This window comes from Paenibacillus sp. FSL W8-0426 (assembly GCF_037969725.1).
Classification (GTDB): domain Bacteria; phylum Bacillota; class Bacilli; order Paenibacillales; family Paenibacillaceae; genus Paenibacillus; species Paenibacillus hubeiensis.
In genome coordinates this window covers 2,883,801-2,899,463 of record NZ_CP150203.1, presented here as the reverse complement: position 1 = coordinate 2,899,463, position 15,663 = coordinate 2,883,801, and the positions used below count along the sequence as shown (strand labels likewise).

The 15,663-nt window shown below is 50.0% G+C and carries 10 protein-coding genes; 3 read left to right on the top strand and 7 right to left on the bottom strand.

Features of this window, described 5'->3' with window-relative positions; translation table 11 throughout:
- The first annotated feature begins 83 nt into the window (after positions 1–83).
- The 3 genes from MKY59_RS13215 (at position 84) to MKY59_RS13205 (ending at position 2,986) form a co-directional block, all read left to right on the top strand.
- A complete protein-coding gene (locus MKY59_RS13215; RefSeq protein ID WP_236416905.1) occupies positions 84–1,001 on the top strand; it encodes an AraC family transcriptional regulator in 918 nt (305 codons plus the stop codon).
- A 148-nt stretch (positions 1,002–1,149) separates the two neighbouring features.
- Complete coding sequence (locus tag MKY59_RS13210; RefSeq protein WP_339277961.1) at positions 1,150–2,352, top strand: MFS transporter; 1,203 nt, start codon at positions 1,150–1,152, stop codon at positions 2,350–2,352.
- Positions 2,345–2,986, top strand: coding sequence for a TetR/AcrR family transcriptional regulator (locus MKY59_RS13205; protein ID WP_236416903.1), 642 nt, complete (start codon positions 2,345–2,347; stop codon positions 2,984–2,986). Before MKY59_RS13210 ends, MKY59_RS13205 begins: the two co-directional genes overlap by 8 nt.
- A gap of 69 nt (positions 2,987–3,055) precedes the next feature.
- Here the strand turns inward: MKY59_RS13205 and MKY59_RS13200 are convergent, their stop codons facing one another.
- From MKY59_RS13200 to MKY59_RS13170, 7 genes are all read right to left on the bottom strand, one after another.
- Positions 3,056–5,902 (bottom strand): glycoside hydrolase family 2 TIM barrel-domain containing protein, encoded by a 2,847-nt coding sequence (locus MKY59_RS13200; RefSeq protein WP_339277960.1) that lies wholly within the window; start codon positions 5,900–5,902, stop codon positions 3,056–3,058.
- Positions 5,903–6,252: 350 nt separating this feature from the next.
- Positions 6,253–6,480 carry a small acid-soluble spore protein Tlp gene (gene tlp, locus MKY59_RS13195; protein WP_236416901.1) on the bottom strand — a complete coding sequence of 76 codons (228 nt, stop codon included), beginning with the start codon at positions 6,478–6,480 and terminating at the stop codon, positions 6,253–6,255.
- A 187-nt stretch (positions 6,481–6,667) separates the two neighbouring features.
- Positions 6,668–7,855 (bottom strand): PLP-dependent aminotransferase family protein, encoded by a 1,188-nt coding sequence (locus MKY59_RS13190; RefSeq protein WP_339277959.1) that lies wholly within the window; start codon positions 7,853–7,855, stop codon positions 6,668–6,670.
- A 410-nt stretch (positions 7,856–8,265) separates the two neighbouring features.
- A complete protein-coding gene (locus MKY59_RS13185; protein WP_339277958.1) occupies positions 8,266–11,637 on the bottom strand; it encodes a discoidin domain-containing protein in 3,372 nt (1,123 codons plus the stop codon).
- Between the two features lie 253 nt (positions 11,638–11,890).
- Positions 11,891–13,504: an extracellular solute-binding protein gene (locus MKY59_RS13180; protein ID WP_339277957.1), complete on the bottom strand. Its 1,614-nt coding sequence runs from the start codon at positions 13,502–13,504 to the stop codon at positions 11,891–11,893.
- Positions 13,505–13,543: 39 nt separating this feature from the next.
- A complete protein-coding gene (locus MKY59_RS13175) occupies positions 13,544–14,440 on the bottom strand; it encodes a carbohydrate ABC transporter permease (RefSeq protein ID WP_236417049.1) in 897 nt (298 codons plus the stop codon).
- 40 nt (positions 14,441–14,480) lie between these two features.
- Positions 14,481–15,404: an ABC transporter permease subunit gene (locus tag MKY59_RS13170; protein ID WP_339277956.1), complete on the bottom strand. Its 924-nt coding sequence runs from the start codon at positions 15,402–15,404 to the stop codon at positions 14,481–14,483.
- Positions 15,405–15,663 lie beyond the last annotated feature (259 nt).

Genomic DNA, 15,663 nt, shown 5'->3' with positions numbered 1-15,663 from the left:
CTTGCCTATTCCTCTCATCTCTATTTATATCCGCTGCGAAGGAAGCTTATAATAGATCTGATCCGTAACTCAGGAGGTATGCCATGATGGAGGAACTACAGGCGCAGCGACGTGAGCTGGCTGAACTGATCGCCAGACAATGTGCGCATGAAGGAGCGAATCAGACCAAGCTCCCGACCTTGCATTTCATCCGTTATTCCAAGACAACCGAGCCGCATTATGGCGTTTATCGAACCAGTTTTTGCTTCATCGCGAGCGGTTCGAAAGAAATATTGCTGGCACAGGAGCGTTATGTATACACGCCCTCCGATTATTTGATTGCTTCCATGAACTTGCCCGTCGTTGGGCAGATCATTAATGCTTCACCGGAGGAGCCATATTTGACCTTCAGGCTTGACTTCAAGCCTGACCAGATCCTGGAAGTGCTGAACGAGTCGGGATTACAGCCCGTGGCCAAGGAAAATTCGAAACGCGCCCTTTTCGTCGGACAAATGGAACGCGATTTGCTGGATTCGGTACTGCGGCTGGCGCGTTTGCTCGATCGTCCCCAAGATATCCCGTTTCTCTCCCCCATGATGATCAGGGAAATTCTGTATCGCCTGCTGCAGGGTCCATATGGAAGCCGGCTGGCACAAATTGCTTTGGAAGGCAGCAGTACGTACCATATCCGGGAAGCGATTGAACATATCGTTCGCCACTATGCCGACCCGCTGCGGGTCGATGAACTGGCCGAGCTTGCCAATATGAGCGTGTCGTCGTTTCACCGTCATTTCAAAGAAGTCACGGGTATGAGCCCCTTGCAATACTTGAAGGAAATGCGTCTGCAGGAGGCGCGAAGGCTGTTGCTGTCCGAGTCGGCCGGAGCGGCCGATGTGGCCTTTCGCGTCGGGTACGAGAGTCCGTCGCAATTCAGCCGTGAATATGCCCGGATGTTTGGAGCGCCACCCAAGACGGATATACGAAACCTGAAGGAAAAATACGAGCATACGATAACGTTGTAATGCCGAAGGAAGCAAGCAAGCAGACGTCACACTGTCTGCTTGCTTTTTCGTTTTAGCCAAAAAATCATTTACAAAACAAAAGCATTCATCATAAAATCATTTACATAAAGTAAACCTTTACACGATGTAAACAAAGGAGATCCGCACAATGAGCACTTTGCAGAAATCAGCCCGCTTCCCCCTGTTCATTCTGATGCTAAATTTGTTTATCGCTTTGCTGGGGCAGGGCATGGTCATTCCCATCCTGCCGGAGTATCTGAAGCAATTTGGCGCCGGCGGAACGGCTGCCGGTTATTTGATCGCCGCCTTTGGCGCGGCCCAATTTATTTTTTCGCCGATCGGCGGGCAATTGTCTGACCGGTTCGGACGGAAAAAGATGATTATGGCCGGATTATTCCTCACCGTAATCTCGGATCTGATGTTTGCGGTATCCTCCACGCTGCCTTTATTGTATCTCGCCCGATTTATCGGAGGCATCGGTCTCGGGCTCATGGTACCGTCCAACATGGCCTATGTTGCCGACATTACGACCCATGAAACGCGGGCCAAAGGCATGGGTTATTTGGGTGCTGCCATGAATTTGGGGATGGTGCTGGGACCTGGACTCGGCGGCATCATTGCCGAATGGGGCATTCGCATGCCCTACTTCTTCGCTTCCGGTCTGGGATTGCTGGCGACGCTGCTAACGATCTTTATGCCGGAGACGCTAACCCCTGACAAAAGAAAAGTCCCGCAGCCGTCAAAGGGCCGCGAGACGATGGGCAAACAGATTGCACAGTCTTTCCGAACGCCGTATTTCCGTTACCTGTTGTTAATTCTGGTCATGACCTTTGGTCTCGTCAATTACGAAACGGTATACGCCCTGTTCGTGGAGCAGAAATACGGCTTTGACGCTGCCAAAATATCCATCATCATTACCGTCGGCGCCGTCATCGGCATCATCGTTCAAGTCTGGCTGCTGGATCGGTTCATTCGGCGCATGGGCGAAATCAAGCTGATCCGCTTGTCTTTGATCGTCACCCCGATCGCACTGGTGCTGATGCTCGTCAAAATTAATCTCGCTTACTTGCTGGTTGTATCCGCACTATTCTTTGCGTTTAACGCCTTTTTGCGGCCTACGGTCAGCACGTTAATCTCCAAGGCGGCAGGCGACCGGCAAGGTTATGCTTCGGGCTTAAATACGACGTATACCAGCTTGGGCAACATTCTGGGTCCCGTTTTGGCAGGGTCCTTGTTTGACAAAAACATAAATATTCCCTATATTTTTGGTGCAATCATCCTTCTGGCCTCCCTGTCCTTAACGATTAAGGCAAGGAGCCTGAAGAAAGGAAACCTTCTCGAACATGAGTGAAACTTGGCACCAGCATCTCAAAAACAAAAACCGGGACGAGCTGATTGCCGCAGGCAGGGCGCTTTTCCTGAAGCACGGCTTTCTGCGCGTGAACATCAAGGACGTCTGCAATGCGGCAGGCATCAGCCGGGTTACTTTTTACAAACACTTTCAAACGATCGACGAGCTGCTGTTCGAGGTTCAGATGCAGCTGATGGAAGATCTCACGGACAACGTTACGCGGGCAGCTTCGCCCGAATGGAGCGGCAGGCAGCAGCTCGCGGCCATGCTGGACGCTTGGGTTCAATACGCATGGCAGCATCCGGAACATATCCGGTTCATTCTGCTGTTCGATCTCCATTATGAAGCTTATGATTCCAATACCGAGCTGAAATCCCGTTACGATCTTTTCGTGAATGAAGGCAAAGAACGGCATTTCCTCATGAATGCGCTGACGACCGGCATCGCCGACGGCACATTAAAACCTGATCCCGCACCGCTCGATACGGCTCATTTTATCTTCACGTCCATGATGGGCATGCTGCAAAAAATGAGCCTCGGGCAGGCAGCTCGCCAAAACCCCAAAGACCTGCATATGACCAAGCAATTCGCCTGCATGCTGCTCCAATACGTAAGTGCGGACTCCCATTCCTGAACAGAACGGCAGTCCGTATATGCAGGGTAAAGAGCAAGGTCCTCTCCACCATTATTCAATCGTCTGACATTAACCGATCAATTGTTGAAGCACATTCAGCTCGATTCGGGCATCGGGCTGGAATTCCTCGCTTTGCACGTATTGAGCAAGACTGTACAACAACTGCCGGCCCTCCGGCTTTCTCACCAATTCATCGCGGTTGATTGCCCCGATCAGCAATTTGCCTTTCCCAACCCGACATTCGAACAATAGTCCCAGCTTATGGTTCCGTTCAAAATTATCAATCGTCTGCACGATGGGTGTGATCCCGCTCGCAATTTCATCCAGAATGATTGAACGGGAGTTCATCACGGCATGCCACCAAGGATAGGTAGAATGGACTTCGCTCGGGAAATTGCGCAGTGCCGGGTGTTCGTTATCAATCAACAATCCAAGCGTGCCCACCGGAACGGGTTTGTTCATGCTCTCCGAAATGGATCTAAACATAGGGTAACACCAGAAATCCGTGCAATAGGTACCCTCAACAGAACGGCTGACCGTGTCCGGCGATGGCAACAAGAGTACGTTTTCTCCTAGATCCAGTCGCTCAATCACCTCTTCATTCAAACGCGTGAATATGTTCGCTTGCTCTATGGCACTCGGGTTAACTTCCGGATATATCCATAGTTCATACTGCTTGCGGATATCCGTTCCTTGGATGCGCATGGACAGCTCAACCTCTGTCATTTTGTCGACTTCTGGAAGTGCAATGGAAATGTTGGCAAGCTCGCCATGAGTTTCGCCTAACGTCCATTCGACCGCTTGCTCTCCTTGCGCGATGGTGTTGTTTTCCCCATCCTTCAATACCCACTCCAAAACATGCCCTTCCAACGAAGCCGTTCGGAAGTAGCTTAATTCCAGGCGTGCATCAAAGCGTTCGCCTGACGAGTAGTTGTATTTCTCGAACCGGGCGAGAAGTACCGCATCCGAGCAATAGGTTCTCCATTCTTCAGGCGTAACCACTCCTTTGGAATCCATGAAGGCATCCAACACGCCGACAAGCGCCGTTCCCTGTCCGCTGAAGTCCTGAAGGTCCAGCAGTTGGAATCCGGCCAGATGTTTCGTGCGGAAGGCGGCTTCAAGCTCTTCTTTGTAACAGGCGACCGCCAGTTTGCCCGAACTTTGGAAGAAGCGGCCTGCCAGATGCGCCATGCCCTTTTCTTGCAAACGTTCCTTAAATACCTCAAAATTTTTAGCCTTGATCGAACCGGTGTATTTCCCGATTTCTTCATAATTCGGATACATCGCATACTGTCCGATTTCATGAGAGATGACCGGAATGCTTGGCACGAGCTCCTGCTCGGCGGCAGCCCCTGTCACGGTTTTGGATTCGGTGCCGTACTGGATGAGGATCTCTTGTTCTCCCGTTTCCGCTTCACCCTTTTCTGAGGCGTTTACTTGCGGAATAATCATATCGTCATAATCCTTCATCGTGCCTGGAACATCAAGCTGCACATGCCCTTGCGGCGCATCACACATCGCATAGGAACCGCGGAATAACCGCTCTTTGGAAAAACGCACGCCGCAGAAAAAGTCCTCTTCTTCCAAAATGTCTGGCACGAATTGAAAATTGTTCGAACCTTGCGTATACAATGGACGCGGATCGGCTGCTTTATACGCCTTCAGTATGCCGTTCAGCCGTTCCTTGCTTCCCCACAGCTCATTGCCAAGAGACATCATGACGAACGAAGGATGGTTGCCATAGGCTTTGAGCATGGCAAACCCTTCACGGATCAGGTAGTCCTGTTCGGCCTGGTTGTGGTTCGGATCATTGTCGTCGGTGATCGTGCCCCAGAACGGCAATTCCGGTTCCATGTAGATGCCCAGCATGTCCGCAGCGGTGAACGCGGCTTCCGGCGGGCAGCACGTATGGAAACGGTAATGGTTGATGCCGTACGATTTTGCGATGCCCATAATGCGCAGCCATTCTTCGACATCGGTCGGTGCATATCCCGTCAGCGGAAAAATAAGTCCGTCATGCTTGCCGCGCAAAAACGTTTTATGGCCGTTGATCGTAAACGCATCCCCTTTGGCTTCGAAATCCCGCAACCCAACGACGAAAGTCTGCGTATCCTTGATTTCCCCGTTTTCGTCGATCAAAGAAAGGGCCAGTTGATAAAGGTTAGGTTCGGCATCGCTCCATAACAGGGCGTTTTCTCCCATGTCATAAATCACATTAAACTCATCCTGCAAGCATGTGTACGTTTGCTCCGTCACGTAATGCTCGCGAACCGATCCCTCCAAAGCGGCCTGCACCTGCGTGTAAGGCTTAATGCTGTTTGCAGTCACGGAAAGGGTCATGCCTGGCGCTGAGCCCGACAATTTGCTCACGATTCGGAAGCTGCGACGGGCCGCATCCGGATAGATCTGCACATCCTCCATGTACACGTTTTCGTAAAATTGAAGCTCGATCCTGCCGGTAATGCCGTTCCAGTTCGTCTGGGTATCCGGGGACGTGAGATGACCGCCTTTGGTCGGATAATCGGTGTTGTCCACCCGAATGGTGATAGTGTGGCTGCCTTCCGCCAAACCTTTCGGCAGCTTATACACATGCGCCGTATTGAGGCTGTCCGCCGAACCCAAATCCGCGCCGTCTACCCACACATGCGTTTTGCGCGTCCGTTCAAGATACAGATGGCATGTCTTGCCTGCAAGCTCTGCCGGGATGTGGACTTCCCGCTCCAGCCAGACCCATCCTTCGAAGGCGTATTCGTCCGTCAAAGCCCCGATGAGCGCTTGATCATTTTTGGGCCCTTTTTGGGCATGGGACGTTGTATCAGGCAGCTCGATGCTATCATTGTACGGGAATTGCACGCCTTGCTTTTGTTCGTCCAATTGAAGCTTCCAGCTTCCTTGCAAATGAATGTTCGTTAACATGAATGCCGCTCCTTTATGGGTCGTATGTATAATTTTTCAGAATATAAAATCACAGTGATGGCGCTTACGTATTCTTACATATAGGGCTATTATATAACCTCTTTTCTTAACAACCCATATAATATTAATAATATGTCATATAAGAATAAGGAAGCATTGTATATGTTGAGGCTCCCTTCACGTGTCCCTTGCCGCTTCCTTTTACCAGCACAAAAACCAGCGAATGTTTTGTTAGTCATTTCAGGTTGGTGGATTTATACAAACCCAAAAAACCTCCACGGCTATGGAGGTTCTTTGGGTAATATGGATTAAGCTAGGCAGGTTACATTCGCGTTTTTCGCATCTCCATATTATGAGTTTTGCTGGTGTCTTGCTTCGTCCCGGATTTCTTCACGGAATCCGGAAATGCTATGTTTACGACGTTCGTTTTTTTCCTCGATTTGAGCTTTCTCCCGGGCCGGAATTTCATCGCCGAATTCCTCGAGATAGTCCTCTGCTTCATGGTAGTTTTCGATCGTGTTCTGAACCGCGTTTTGCAAGTGATCCACGTTATCCTTGCGGTTATCTGGCTTACTCATACAGGTCACCTCCCAAAAACGGATTATGCTGTTTATTCGCACTACAGAAGTTTTCCATAAGGGTGCCGAGTTTATGCATGCAGCACCATGCTCTTGTCTTTTACGGCAACGGGATCAAGATCCTGCAACTCGACTTGGGCCAAGTTGTTGATATATAAAAAGCCGCCGGATGGCGACTTGGATTGCTTCAATCAAATTTTTTCAGCACCTGTCCCAAAATTTCGATCCCTTTCACGATCTGCTCATCGGAAGGAGTTGAAAAATTAAGACGGATCGCATTACTAGGTTCGTTTTCATCCACAAGAAACGCAGTGCCCGGAACAACGGCTACGCCCTCGGCCGCAGCTGTTTTGGCATAGTCGATCATCGGGACGCGAGCTGGCAGGTCACACCAGAGGAACAACCCTCCATCCGGGTGGGTAAAGGTAATGGACTCGCCCAAATGCTCCTGCAGCTTGTTCATCATCAAGTCCGATTTCCGGCGGTAAATGGCACGAATGCTGCTGATATGTGCTGCATAGTCATACTCCGTCATGAACTTGTATGCCAAAATCTGTGGCAGCATGGCTGTATGTACATCCTCTCCCTGCTTGGCAACAACCATCTTCTGCACAACCTCATGAGGTGCCAGAACATATCCGACGCGCAATCCGGCAGACAAAATTTTGGAGAAAGACCCTACATAAATAACCAGCCCCTCATCATCCAGCGATTTGATCGTTGCGACGTCTTCTCCATTAAAACGAAGTTCCCCATACGGGTTATCTTCCAGAATCATGACCCCATACTTCTTGGCAAGATCGTAAATGGCTTTACGCTTCTCCAGGCTGGTGGTAATGCCGGTCGGGTTTTGGAAACTCGGAATCACATAAATCAGCTTTACATTCTGCTCCGTTTGCAGAGCGTGTTCCAGCTTCCCGATATCCATGCCGTCCGTTTCCATGGGAACACCGACAAGTTTGGCGCCTGAAGCCCGGAAAGAGTTCAGGGAACCGATAAAGCTGGGGCTCTCGCAAATAATCGTATCCCCTTCATTACAGAATACTTTGCAAGCGAGTTCAATCCCCTGCTGCGCTCCGGATACGATGAACAGCTCGTCCGTCGGTTTACCCGTATCAAAGCCTGTTTGCAAGTGCCGGGTTAATGCATCCCGCAGCGGTGCATATCCTTCGGTAATCCCGTATTGCAGCGCTGTTACCGGATCCTGTTCCAGAATCGTTTGGGTAAATGTTCGAATGGCCTCTATAGGAAAGGTTTCCGGAGCGGGATTTCCCGCCGAGAACGGAATGACATTTTGACCCGAAGTGGCCTTCAGAATCTCACGAATAATCGATGGCTGCAATGCAGCGATGCGGTTGGAAAAGGTATAGTTCATGTAAAATATGGCCTCCCGATTTCAAATCTGACTCTTGTTCTATAATTACATTATAGAAACCGTACTAATAATCACACTAGGCCACTGCGAGCGCAGTACCATCTTCCGATCGCTGTTATCCCCGGATTTTTCTAACCTCCTTATGCAAAGGAGAAAATCCGGTGATAAGCCTATGCTTCCGATGCAGCTTTCTTTCAGAAAGCTTTTAAGCGAGCGCTTCGCTTCTTCAGATTGGTTCTGCCTCTCCGTTAACTTGTGTATGTTTATTGCGGCTTATATAGATTCTATTATACGAGCATTCGCCAGATTTCTAAACGGTATCGTCAAATTTGACAGTGCACAGCAACAAAGAGGTGATTTAAACAGAAACAGGGAGCCCTAAGAGCTCCCCGTCCTTGTATGAACAAATCCTATTGAATAATCAAATTGAATCCATTTTGAATCTGGTGCACATTCGGATTGGCGATGTTGCTCGTTGTCAGATGGTTAAACGTTGCTGAACCGTTACCGGTATACGTGTATATGGCTGCTCCTTTATGCGGGGTTGTGAAGCGTGATGTCTCAACTCCATCCAGACCGGTACCATTGATATTGATGTTGTTGAACACAATGTCCTCGAAACCGCCACCGTAACCGAATTGAATGGCACTGCGCTGTGTATTGAGAATATCGATATTGGTAAAGGTTACGTTCTTGATGGCATCATTGGAAGCTTCAAGATCGATCGCTCCGCGTTCCCCGTTATAGAGGTCCTTGCTGGTACCACTGTTAACAATCGTGGTATCCGAGAACAGAATGCCCGTGTTGTTCTGGAAATGATATCCCGGGAAAACGGTATTCATTCGGATCGCCGAACCGCCAACCGTGTCAACAATCCGATTGTTCGTTGCCTTATGCCCACTGCCGCCAAAGAAGGCGATTCCCGCTGCGCGCCAATTGTTCTCGATGGTGTTGAACGAGAAGGTGTTGTTCACCCCGGCAGGTGCACCGTTCACATTGCTGGTCCATACGGCCAGACCATCATCGCCGTTGTTCCGGACGCTGCTGTTGCGCACCGTCGAGTTGCTCGTGCCTTGGGCAAAGTTGACACCGTCAGCAAGGTTATTCCGAATGCGGCTGTTCTCAATCACCAAGCCATCGGCAATCATCGCCGGGGTGTGTGCATAATCCCCTACCCAGAACCCGCATTCAAAATGCTCCACCCATACATTGCTGATTTTCGAGTTTTTACCGAAATTGTCCATAAATCCCTTGTAGACTGCGTTCTCGCTGTAGCGTGAGCGCAGCATGGAGTTCATGTAGACATTGCTGAAATCCAGTTTGCCTTGCACACGGAGGGAAATACCTCCTGATGCCGCGTTCGGATTGGTGAATTGAATATTCGTATGCCAAATGCCTGCACCAACAACGGTGAGGTTATCGATCATATTGGCGGGCGTGCCAATCTTCCACATGTTGCCCAGATGGAATGTGCCTTCCGGGATGTATAATGTTTTGCCTGTAGAAACGGCGGATTGAACGGCTGCTTCGAATGCGGCAAGGTCGTCCTTGCCATCGTTCGCCACCGCACCGAAATCGGTTACCGAAACAGCGTTGGCCGGACGCGGGATGGCGGCAGGTACGGATTCGATTTCAAGAAAATCGACGCCATATTCCAGGTTATCCCCGTTGGTCTTCTGGATCCGAATCGTGTCCCCGGCTTTCAGAGGTGTATCCAGTTTCCAGTGAACCTCGTCAAAACGGAACAGCGGGCGCCCGGCGCTTGGCGTATCTCCCGGATGATCGCTGGAGAAGTACTGCCAGTTGTAATAGGAGGTCAGGGGAACCGTCTTCGCCTTGCTGCCATTTACATATACGTCCAGCGATCCATCCAGCCCCATGCCGTCTGCCGAATCCGGCATCGTAAATCGCATCGTAACGCCTGCGCCTCCTTCGCCTTGTCTGACCGTCCATTGTGCATAGGAGCCGTTGGATGGCAGAGCAATATATTTCTGCCCGGAGGCTTCCGACGCCGTCAATGCCTGATCGAACGTCGGTGCTGACTTCAGCGCTGCACCGCCGCCACGAGCAGCATCATCCGTATCATACCTTGTATAAGGCATGCTCGCACCGCGGGCAGAGTATACGGTCAGCGCGGTGGTCGTTACGTTGTTCGATTGTTTTACCGGGGCTTCATTGCCATCGACGGCAACGGTCGTTGTCACATTATAGGTACCGTTTGCAGCCGTCCAGCTGCCGACATTGACATTGACGGATGCTCCCGGTGCCAATACGCCGTTATACGAGCCGGAGTATGTCTGAATCGTTGCTCCCGCAGCATTTTTGAGAACAACCGTAACCCCATGCGCACCGCCTGCCGAAGCCTGATTCCCCTGATTTTTCAGATTAACGGTAAAAGCTACCGTGCTGTTTGCGGTAGGATTGCTCGGGCTCCAAGAGACCGTCCCTACCAGGTCTGAGCTTGTAATCGGTGCGATGACTAAGGAAGATGAATGCGTATAATGGTTGTTGCTTTCATTCTCTTCGACGATCTGGTTGTTCTCATCCACTTTTGCACTAAGCGTGTATGATGAAGCGCTCCGATTGCCGATGTCAAGCGATACCGTTGTTGAAGCCCCTGCCTGCAAAGCGTTTACGGATGCCGAACCAGCCAGCTCATTGTTCAGATAAAAGTTGACGGTAGAGGCCGGAGAAGCGGCAGAGCCAATGTTTTTGACAATGGCATGAAGCGTAATCGGACTGTTCTCGACGGGTGAAGATGGCGTCCAGGACATGCCTGTAATCGTCAGATCGGGATTCGGCGCAGGGGTGCCAAATACCTGAAATTCAGCAATTTGCCCTGCGGGAGCGCCCGAGTTCGCCGTAATGTTTAATTGCAGACGTTTAACCGTTGCCGTCACAGGAATCGTCACGGCATTGCCGGAAGCCGGGTTAAACGTGTACGATTGGGCGGAAACCAGATTGCTGAACGTGGTTGTGTCCTGGTGATGTCCTAACACTTGAATCGTCTGCGTACGGGTACTCCAGACCGGATCGGGGTTCAGCTTCAGTACGATGGATGTAATCTGATGATTGGAGCCGAGATCCAGCGTCAGCGAGCTTGGATGGCTGCCCCCTTCCCAGTACGTATTGATATCGCTATCGTTTGCATTCGCAGCAGCATAAGACTGGGTGTTAGAAGATGCAGCGATTGCTTTACCCAGCGCAATATTTGTTCCTTCCACAGGCGCCCCGGGTTCTGTCGGGTCAGGGTTTGGTACCTGAGAAGATGGACCGTACATTTCCAATTCGGACAATTGCGCAGCGGGCCATTCGGTATTTCCGGTCATCTGGAGACGCACATACCTTGTTTCTGTTGCTTCAAAATCAACCGTAACCGTATTCTCCGCCACGGATGGATCAAAACCATAATCCTTGGCATCCACGATGTCTGTAAACGTTGAACCGTTTGTGCTGCCTTGAACGGCGATCGTCTGGGTACGCGTTTCCCAGGCTGCGGGCAGCTTCATTTTGATTTGGTCAATTTTCGTATTCGCTCCAAGATCCACTTGAATCCATTGCGGAAACGCGTTGTTTGCACTCTCCCAATAGGTCGCCTGATTATTGTCGATCACATGGGCCGGGCTGTACGTTTGGTTATAGCTGCTCGCGGTCACCAGTTTGCCCAGTGCCAGATTCGCCCCGCCAGCAGCCGATACTTTGGCAGGAGATCCCATGGTCAGGAATACGTTCGAGACCAGCATCGTTAATACGAGTGACCAGACGAAGTATTTGTTGCGCATTGAATTCCTCCTCAGGATGCTATATAAACCGCAGTAATAACTCCATCTGGGCCACTACGAGCGCAGTACCATCTTCGATCGCTGTTATCCCCGGATTTTTTTGAATCCCCTTTTTCAAAGGGAAAATCCGGTGATAAACGCGAACGCTTCGCTTCTTAAGATCGGTTCTGCCTCTCCGTTAACGCATGGATGTTTTCTGCGATTTATATAGCAAATTTTTTTATACAATAAAGTGAACGACTGAATTCCAGGCCTATTTAACGTTCATATAGCGCTCGTAAGCATCATTACGGATGGTCACTAACCGTTCAAGTCCCATGTCGTTCAGCTTTTTGACATACGCATCCCAGCCCTCTTCAATGCCGCCTTTGGTGACCCACTGAGCACGCATGGTGGCCACATAGCCATCAATATCCGTTGTCAGCGTCGGCAGCTCCTGAAACTCTTCCGCATTGTACATGACCTTTGGGTAGGGGGTTGTTACATCTGCGCTGCCCAATTGATCGATTTGCAGCTTGAGTCCGTCACCCGCCTGTGGATTAAGCTTGATTTTCTCTTCAAAGGAAGGGCTTACATATTTCGGGCCAAAGTCGCGCAGGGATTGATCCCAGTACCAGGCATCGGCGCTGGTGCCTGCCGGCGGGTCCATGAGCGTGTATGTGCCATCATCATTTTTCTCGATGACCGTTCCGATCGCCCCCCAGAAGTTCTGAATGCTTGCTTCATTGGTATAAAATTGGTCGGCCCAGCGTGCCGCGACTTCCGGAACCGTACATGAGCTTGTAATGAGGAGTTCATTGCGGGCCAGATTCATGCCGCCGGGGTCGCCTGGCTGATAACGTTTGCCATCCGGTCCAGCAATGGGCGCAATCGCTTCGTACTGGTCGCTCCACTTGCCAAACACCGCGTCAGGCGTCCACTGGTTGCTGAAGCCGACGATAGGAATGTCTGCATTTTGCCATTTGGCTGACGTCATCGTGTTGTCTTGGGTGAACAGTTCCTGATCGATCAGACCTTCCGAGTACAGCTTGTGTGTGTAAATAAGTGCTTCTTTATATGCTTCCGTTGTCGGATAGAAGACCGGTTTTCCATCCTGAATGATCATGCTGCTGGCATTAATATCGGTGATCCCGAACGGATTCAGAAAGTCCATATTCAGACCCGTTTCCGTGTACGGAATTTCATCCGGTTTACCGTTTCCGTTCGGATCGTTCTCCTTAAACGCTTTCAACACCTGATACAGTTCCTCTGTCGTCGTAGGTGCCTTCAATCCCAGTTTATCGAGCCATGCCTTGTTGATGACAGGCTGATTCCTGCTCTTCGGACGGGCAGGCAATCGGGTGGGCATCGAGTAAATTTTGCCGTCAGGAAATGTGCTTATTTTCTTCATCTCCGGCGTCTCTTCCATCGCCGCCTTCAAGTTAGGCATATACGAATCGATATATTCATCCAGCGGACGGAAATAGCTCAGGTTATTGACAATGTCCGAATCGCTGAACACCTGGTCCCCCAAAATAATGTCCGGGAGCGTGCCACTGGCAAGCATGATGGATTTCTGTTCACCCCAATCGTTGGAGGACATGACCTGCCACTCAATGTTCACATTGGTCTCCTTCTCCAAATCCTTAAGCCATTGGTTCTGGGTAAAGGTGTCACCCATGTTGCCCCAGCGAACCGTCAGTACTTTGAGTGTTACAGGATTATTAACAATTGGCAGACCTTCTTTATTAAAATCGCTTGATATCGGAGTCTCGGCGGCCTCGCCGCTATTTCCGCTGCTGCACCCGACAACGCTTGCCAGCATCGCTGTGACGAGCAGCAAACTATTCATTTTGGTGAAAAATTTCTTGCCTATCTTTTTCCCCATGTGGGACCCTCCTTGATTCGTAATGAATGATCATCTGCCTTATTCTTTCACTGCGCCGATCATCACCCCCTGATTGAAATACTTTTGGATGAACGGATAGACGCACATGATCGGAATCGTGGCGATAATAATCACGGAATATCTCATCAGATTGGCAAGACGCAGGGCGACTTGCGCAGCTTCTCCGGTTCCCATGCCGGATTGCATCTGATTCGTGATGAGAATGTTCCGCAGGATCAATTGAAGCGGATACAGATTAGGGTCTTTCAAATAGATCAGGGCATTAAAATATGAATTCCAATACCCTACGGCAATCCATAATCCCAGAACCGCGATGATCGCTTTGGACAGTGGCAGTACAATCAACGCAAAATACCGCAGGTTACCGCAGCCATCGATCTGGGCGGCTTCCCATAAATCTCCGGGAATGCTGGTCTGGAAGAAGGTCCGGGCAACGATCATATCGAACACCACCACAGAGAACGGAAGCACCATTACCAGAAACGTGTCGTAGAGATGAAAATCGCGAATGGTCAGGAAGGTTGGAATCAATCCGCCGCTAAAGAACATCGTAAAAATAAAGAACAGCGAGAAAAATTTTCGGCCGACCAGATCCTTTCTCGATAAGGCATAAGCCGCCGAAATATTAACGACAAGTCCGATCAACGTTCCTACCACCGTGTATAGAATGGTATTTCGATATCCGATCCAGATATTGTCATGCCGCAGCAGTTCCTTATATCCTTCCAGCGTAAAACCTTTGGGGAAGAACCACACCTGTCCATTAGCCACAGCGGAAGGATCGCTGAAGGAGGCGATGACGATAAAATAAATCGGGTAAATGACCGCAATCAGAAAAAGAATGGCAAAGGCATACAGCACGGCCTCTCCAACCGTCATGCGTGATCGTCGCTTCACTCGGGGAGTTCTGGTCATAGCGGCCGGCTCCATAACGCTCATTTGGTTTCTCTCCCCTCTACCATAGGCTGTTCTCGCTGTATTTCTTGGACAACTGATTGACCAGAATAAGCAAAATGAAATTAATCACCGTATTAAACAGGTTGATCGCCGAGGAGAAGCTGTATTGACTGCTCAGCAAACCGATTTTGTAGACATACGTGGACAGAATCTCACTGGAGAGGATGTTCAAGTCATTCTGCATGAGATAGACCTTCTCAAATCCTACGCCCAGTAGTCCGCCCATTCGCAGAATGAGCAGTGTGATCGCCGTCGGCATCAGCATCGGAATATCAATATAACGAATCTTGTGCCACCGGCTTGCCCCATCGACCGTTGCCGCTTCATAGAGGCTTGGATCTACGGCAGACAACGCGGCAATATAGATGATGCTGTCCCAACCGACATGCTGCCACACGTCAGACCACACATACACGCTGCTGAACAGAGCCGATGAGCCCATTAAGTCCGGTGCTTGTGCTCCAAACAGCTGATACACATTGCCGACGAGCCCCGTACTGGGCGAGAGCAGAATCAGCATCAATCCGACCATAACTACCGTTGATATAAAGTGAGGCATATAGGAGACGGTCTGGAAAAACTTTTTAAACCTCCCTGCTCTCATCTGGTTCACCAACAGCGCAAGCATAATCGGGATCGGAAACGTAGCCAAGCTGTACAGACTGATCACAAGTGTATTCCGAATCGTATTGGTAAATTGATAGGAATGAAAAAACTTTTCAAAGTACTTGAACCCCGCCCATGGGCTGCCTCCGATTCCCGACGCCGGACTATAATCCTTAAATGCGATGATGACGCCGTACATCGGCTTATAAGCGAATAACAGTGTTAACAGAACAGCCGGAAAAAGTAAAACGTAAAGCCCCCAATTACGCCTGATTCTCTCCATCGTTTTTCCTAAATAAAGTGCATTGGTCCTCATGGTTTTCCCTTCCCTCCCGTACATATACTGGTGCTGCTTTCCCGCTTGGACCTGTCAGCGCTGGATTAGCTTCAGTATAAACGACTTCCCCTTCGCTATATCGGACCCCTAGGGACGGTATTCGGACTTCTGATGTTCCTTTTTTGAACGCTTATACGTAACCCGAATGCTTGCTGGCACAAAACATATCGCGATCCGGACTTTCATATGTGTATTCCGGACTTCTGAACCCCAAAAAAGCAAATCTTTATGCTTTTTT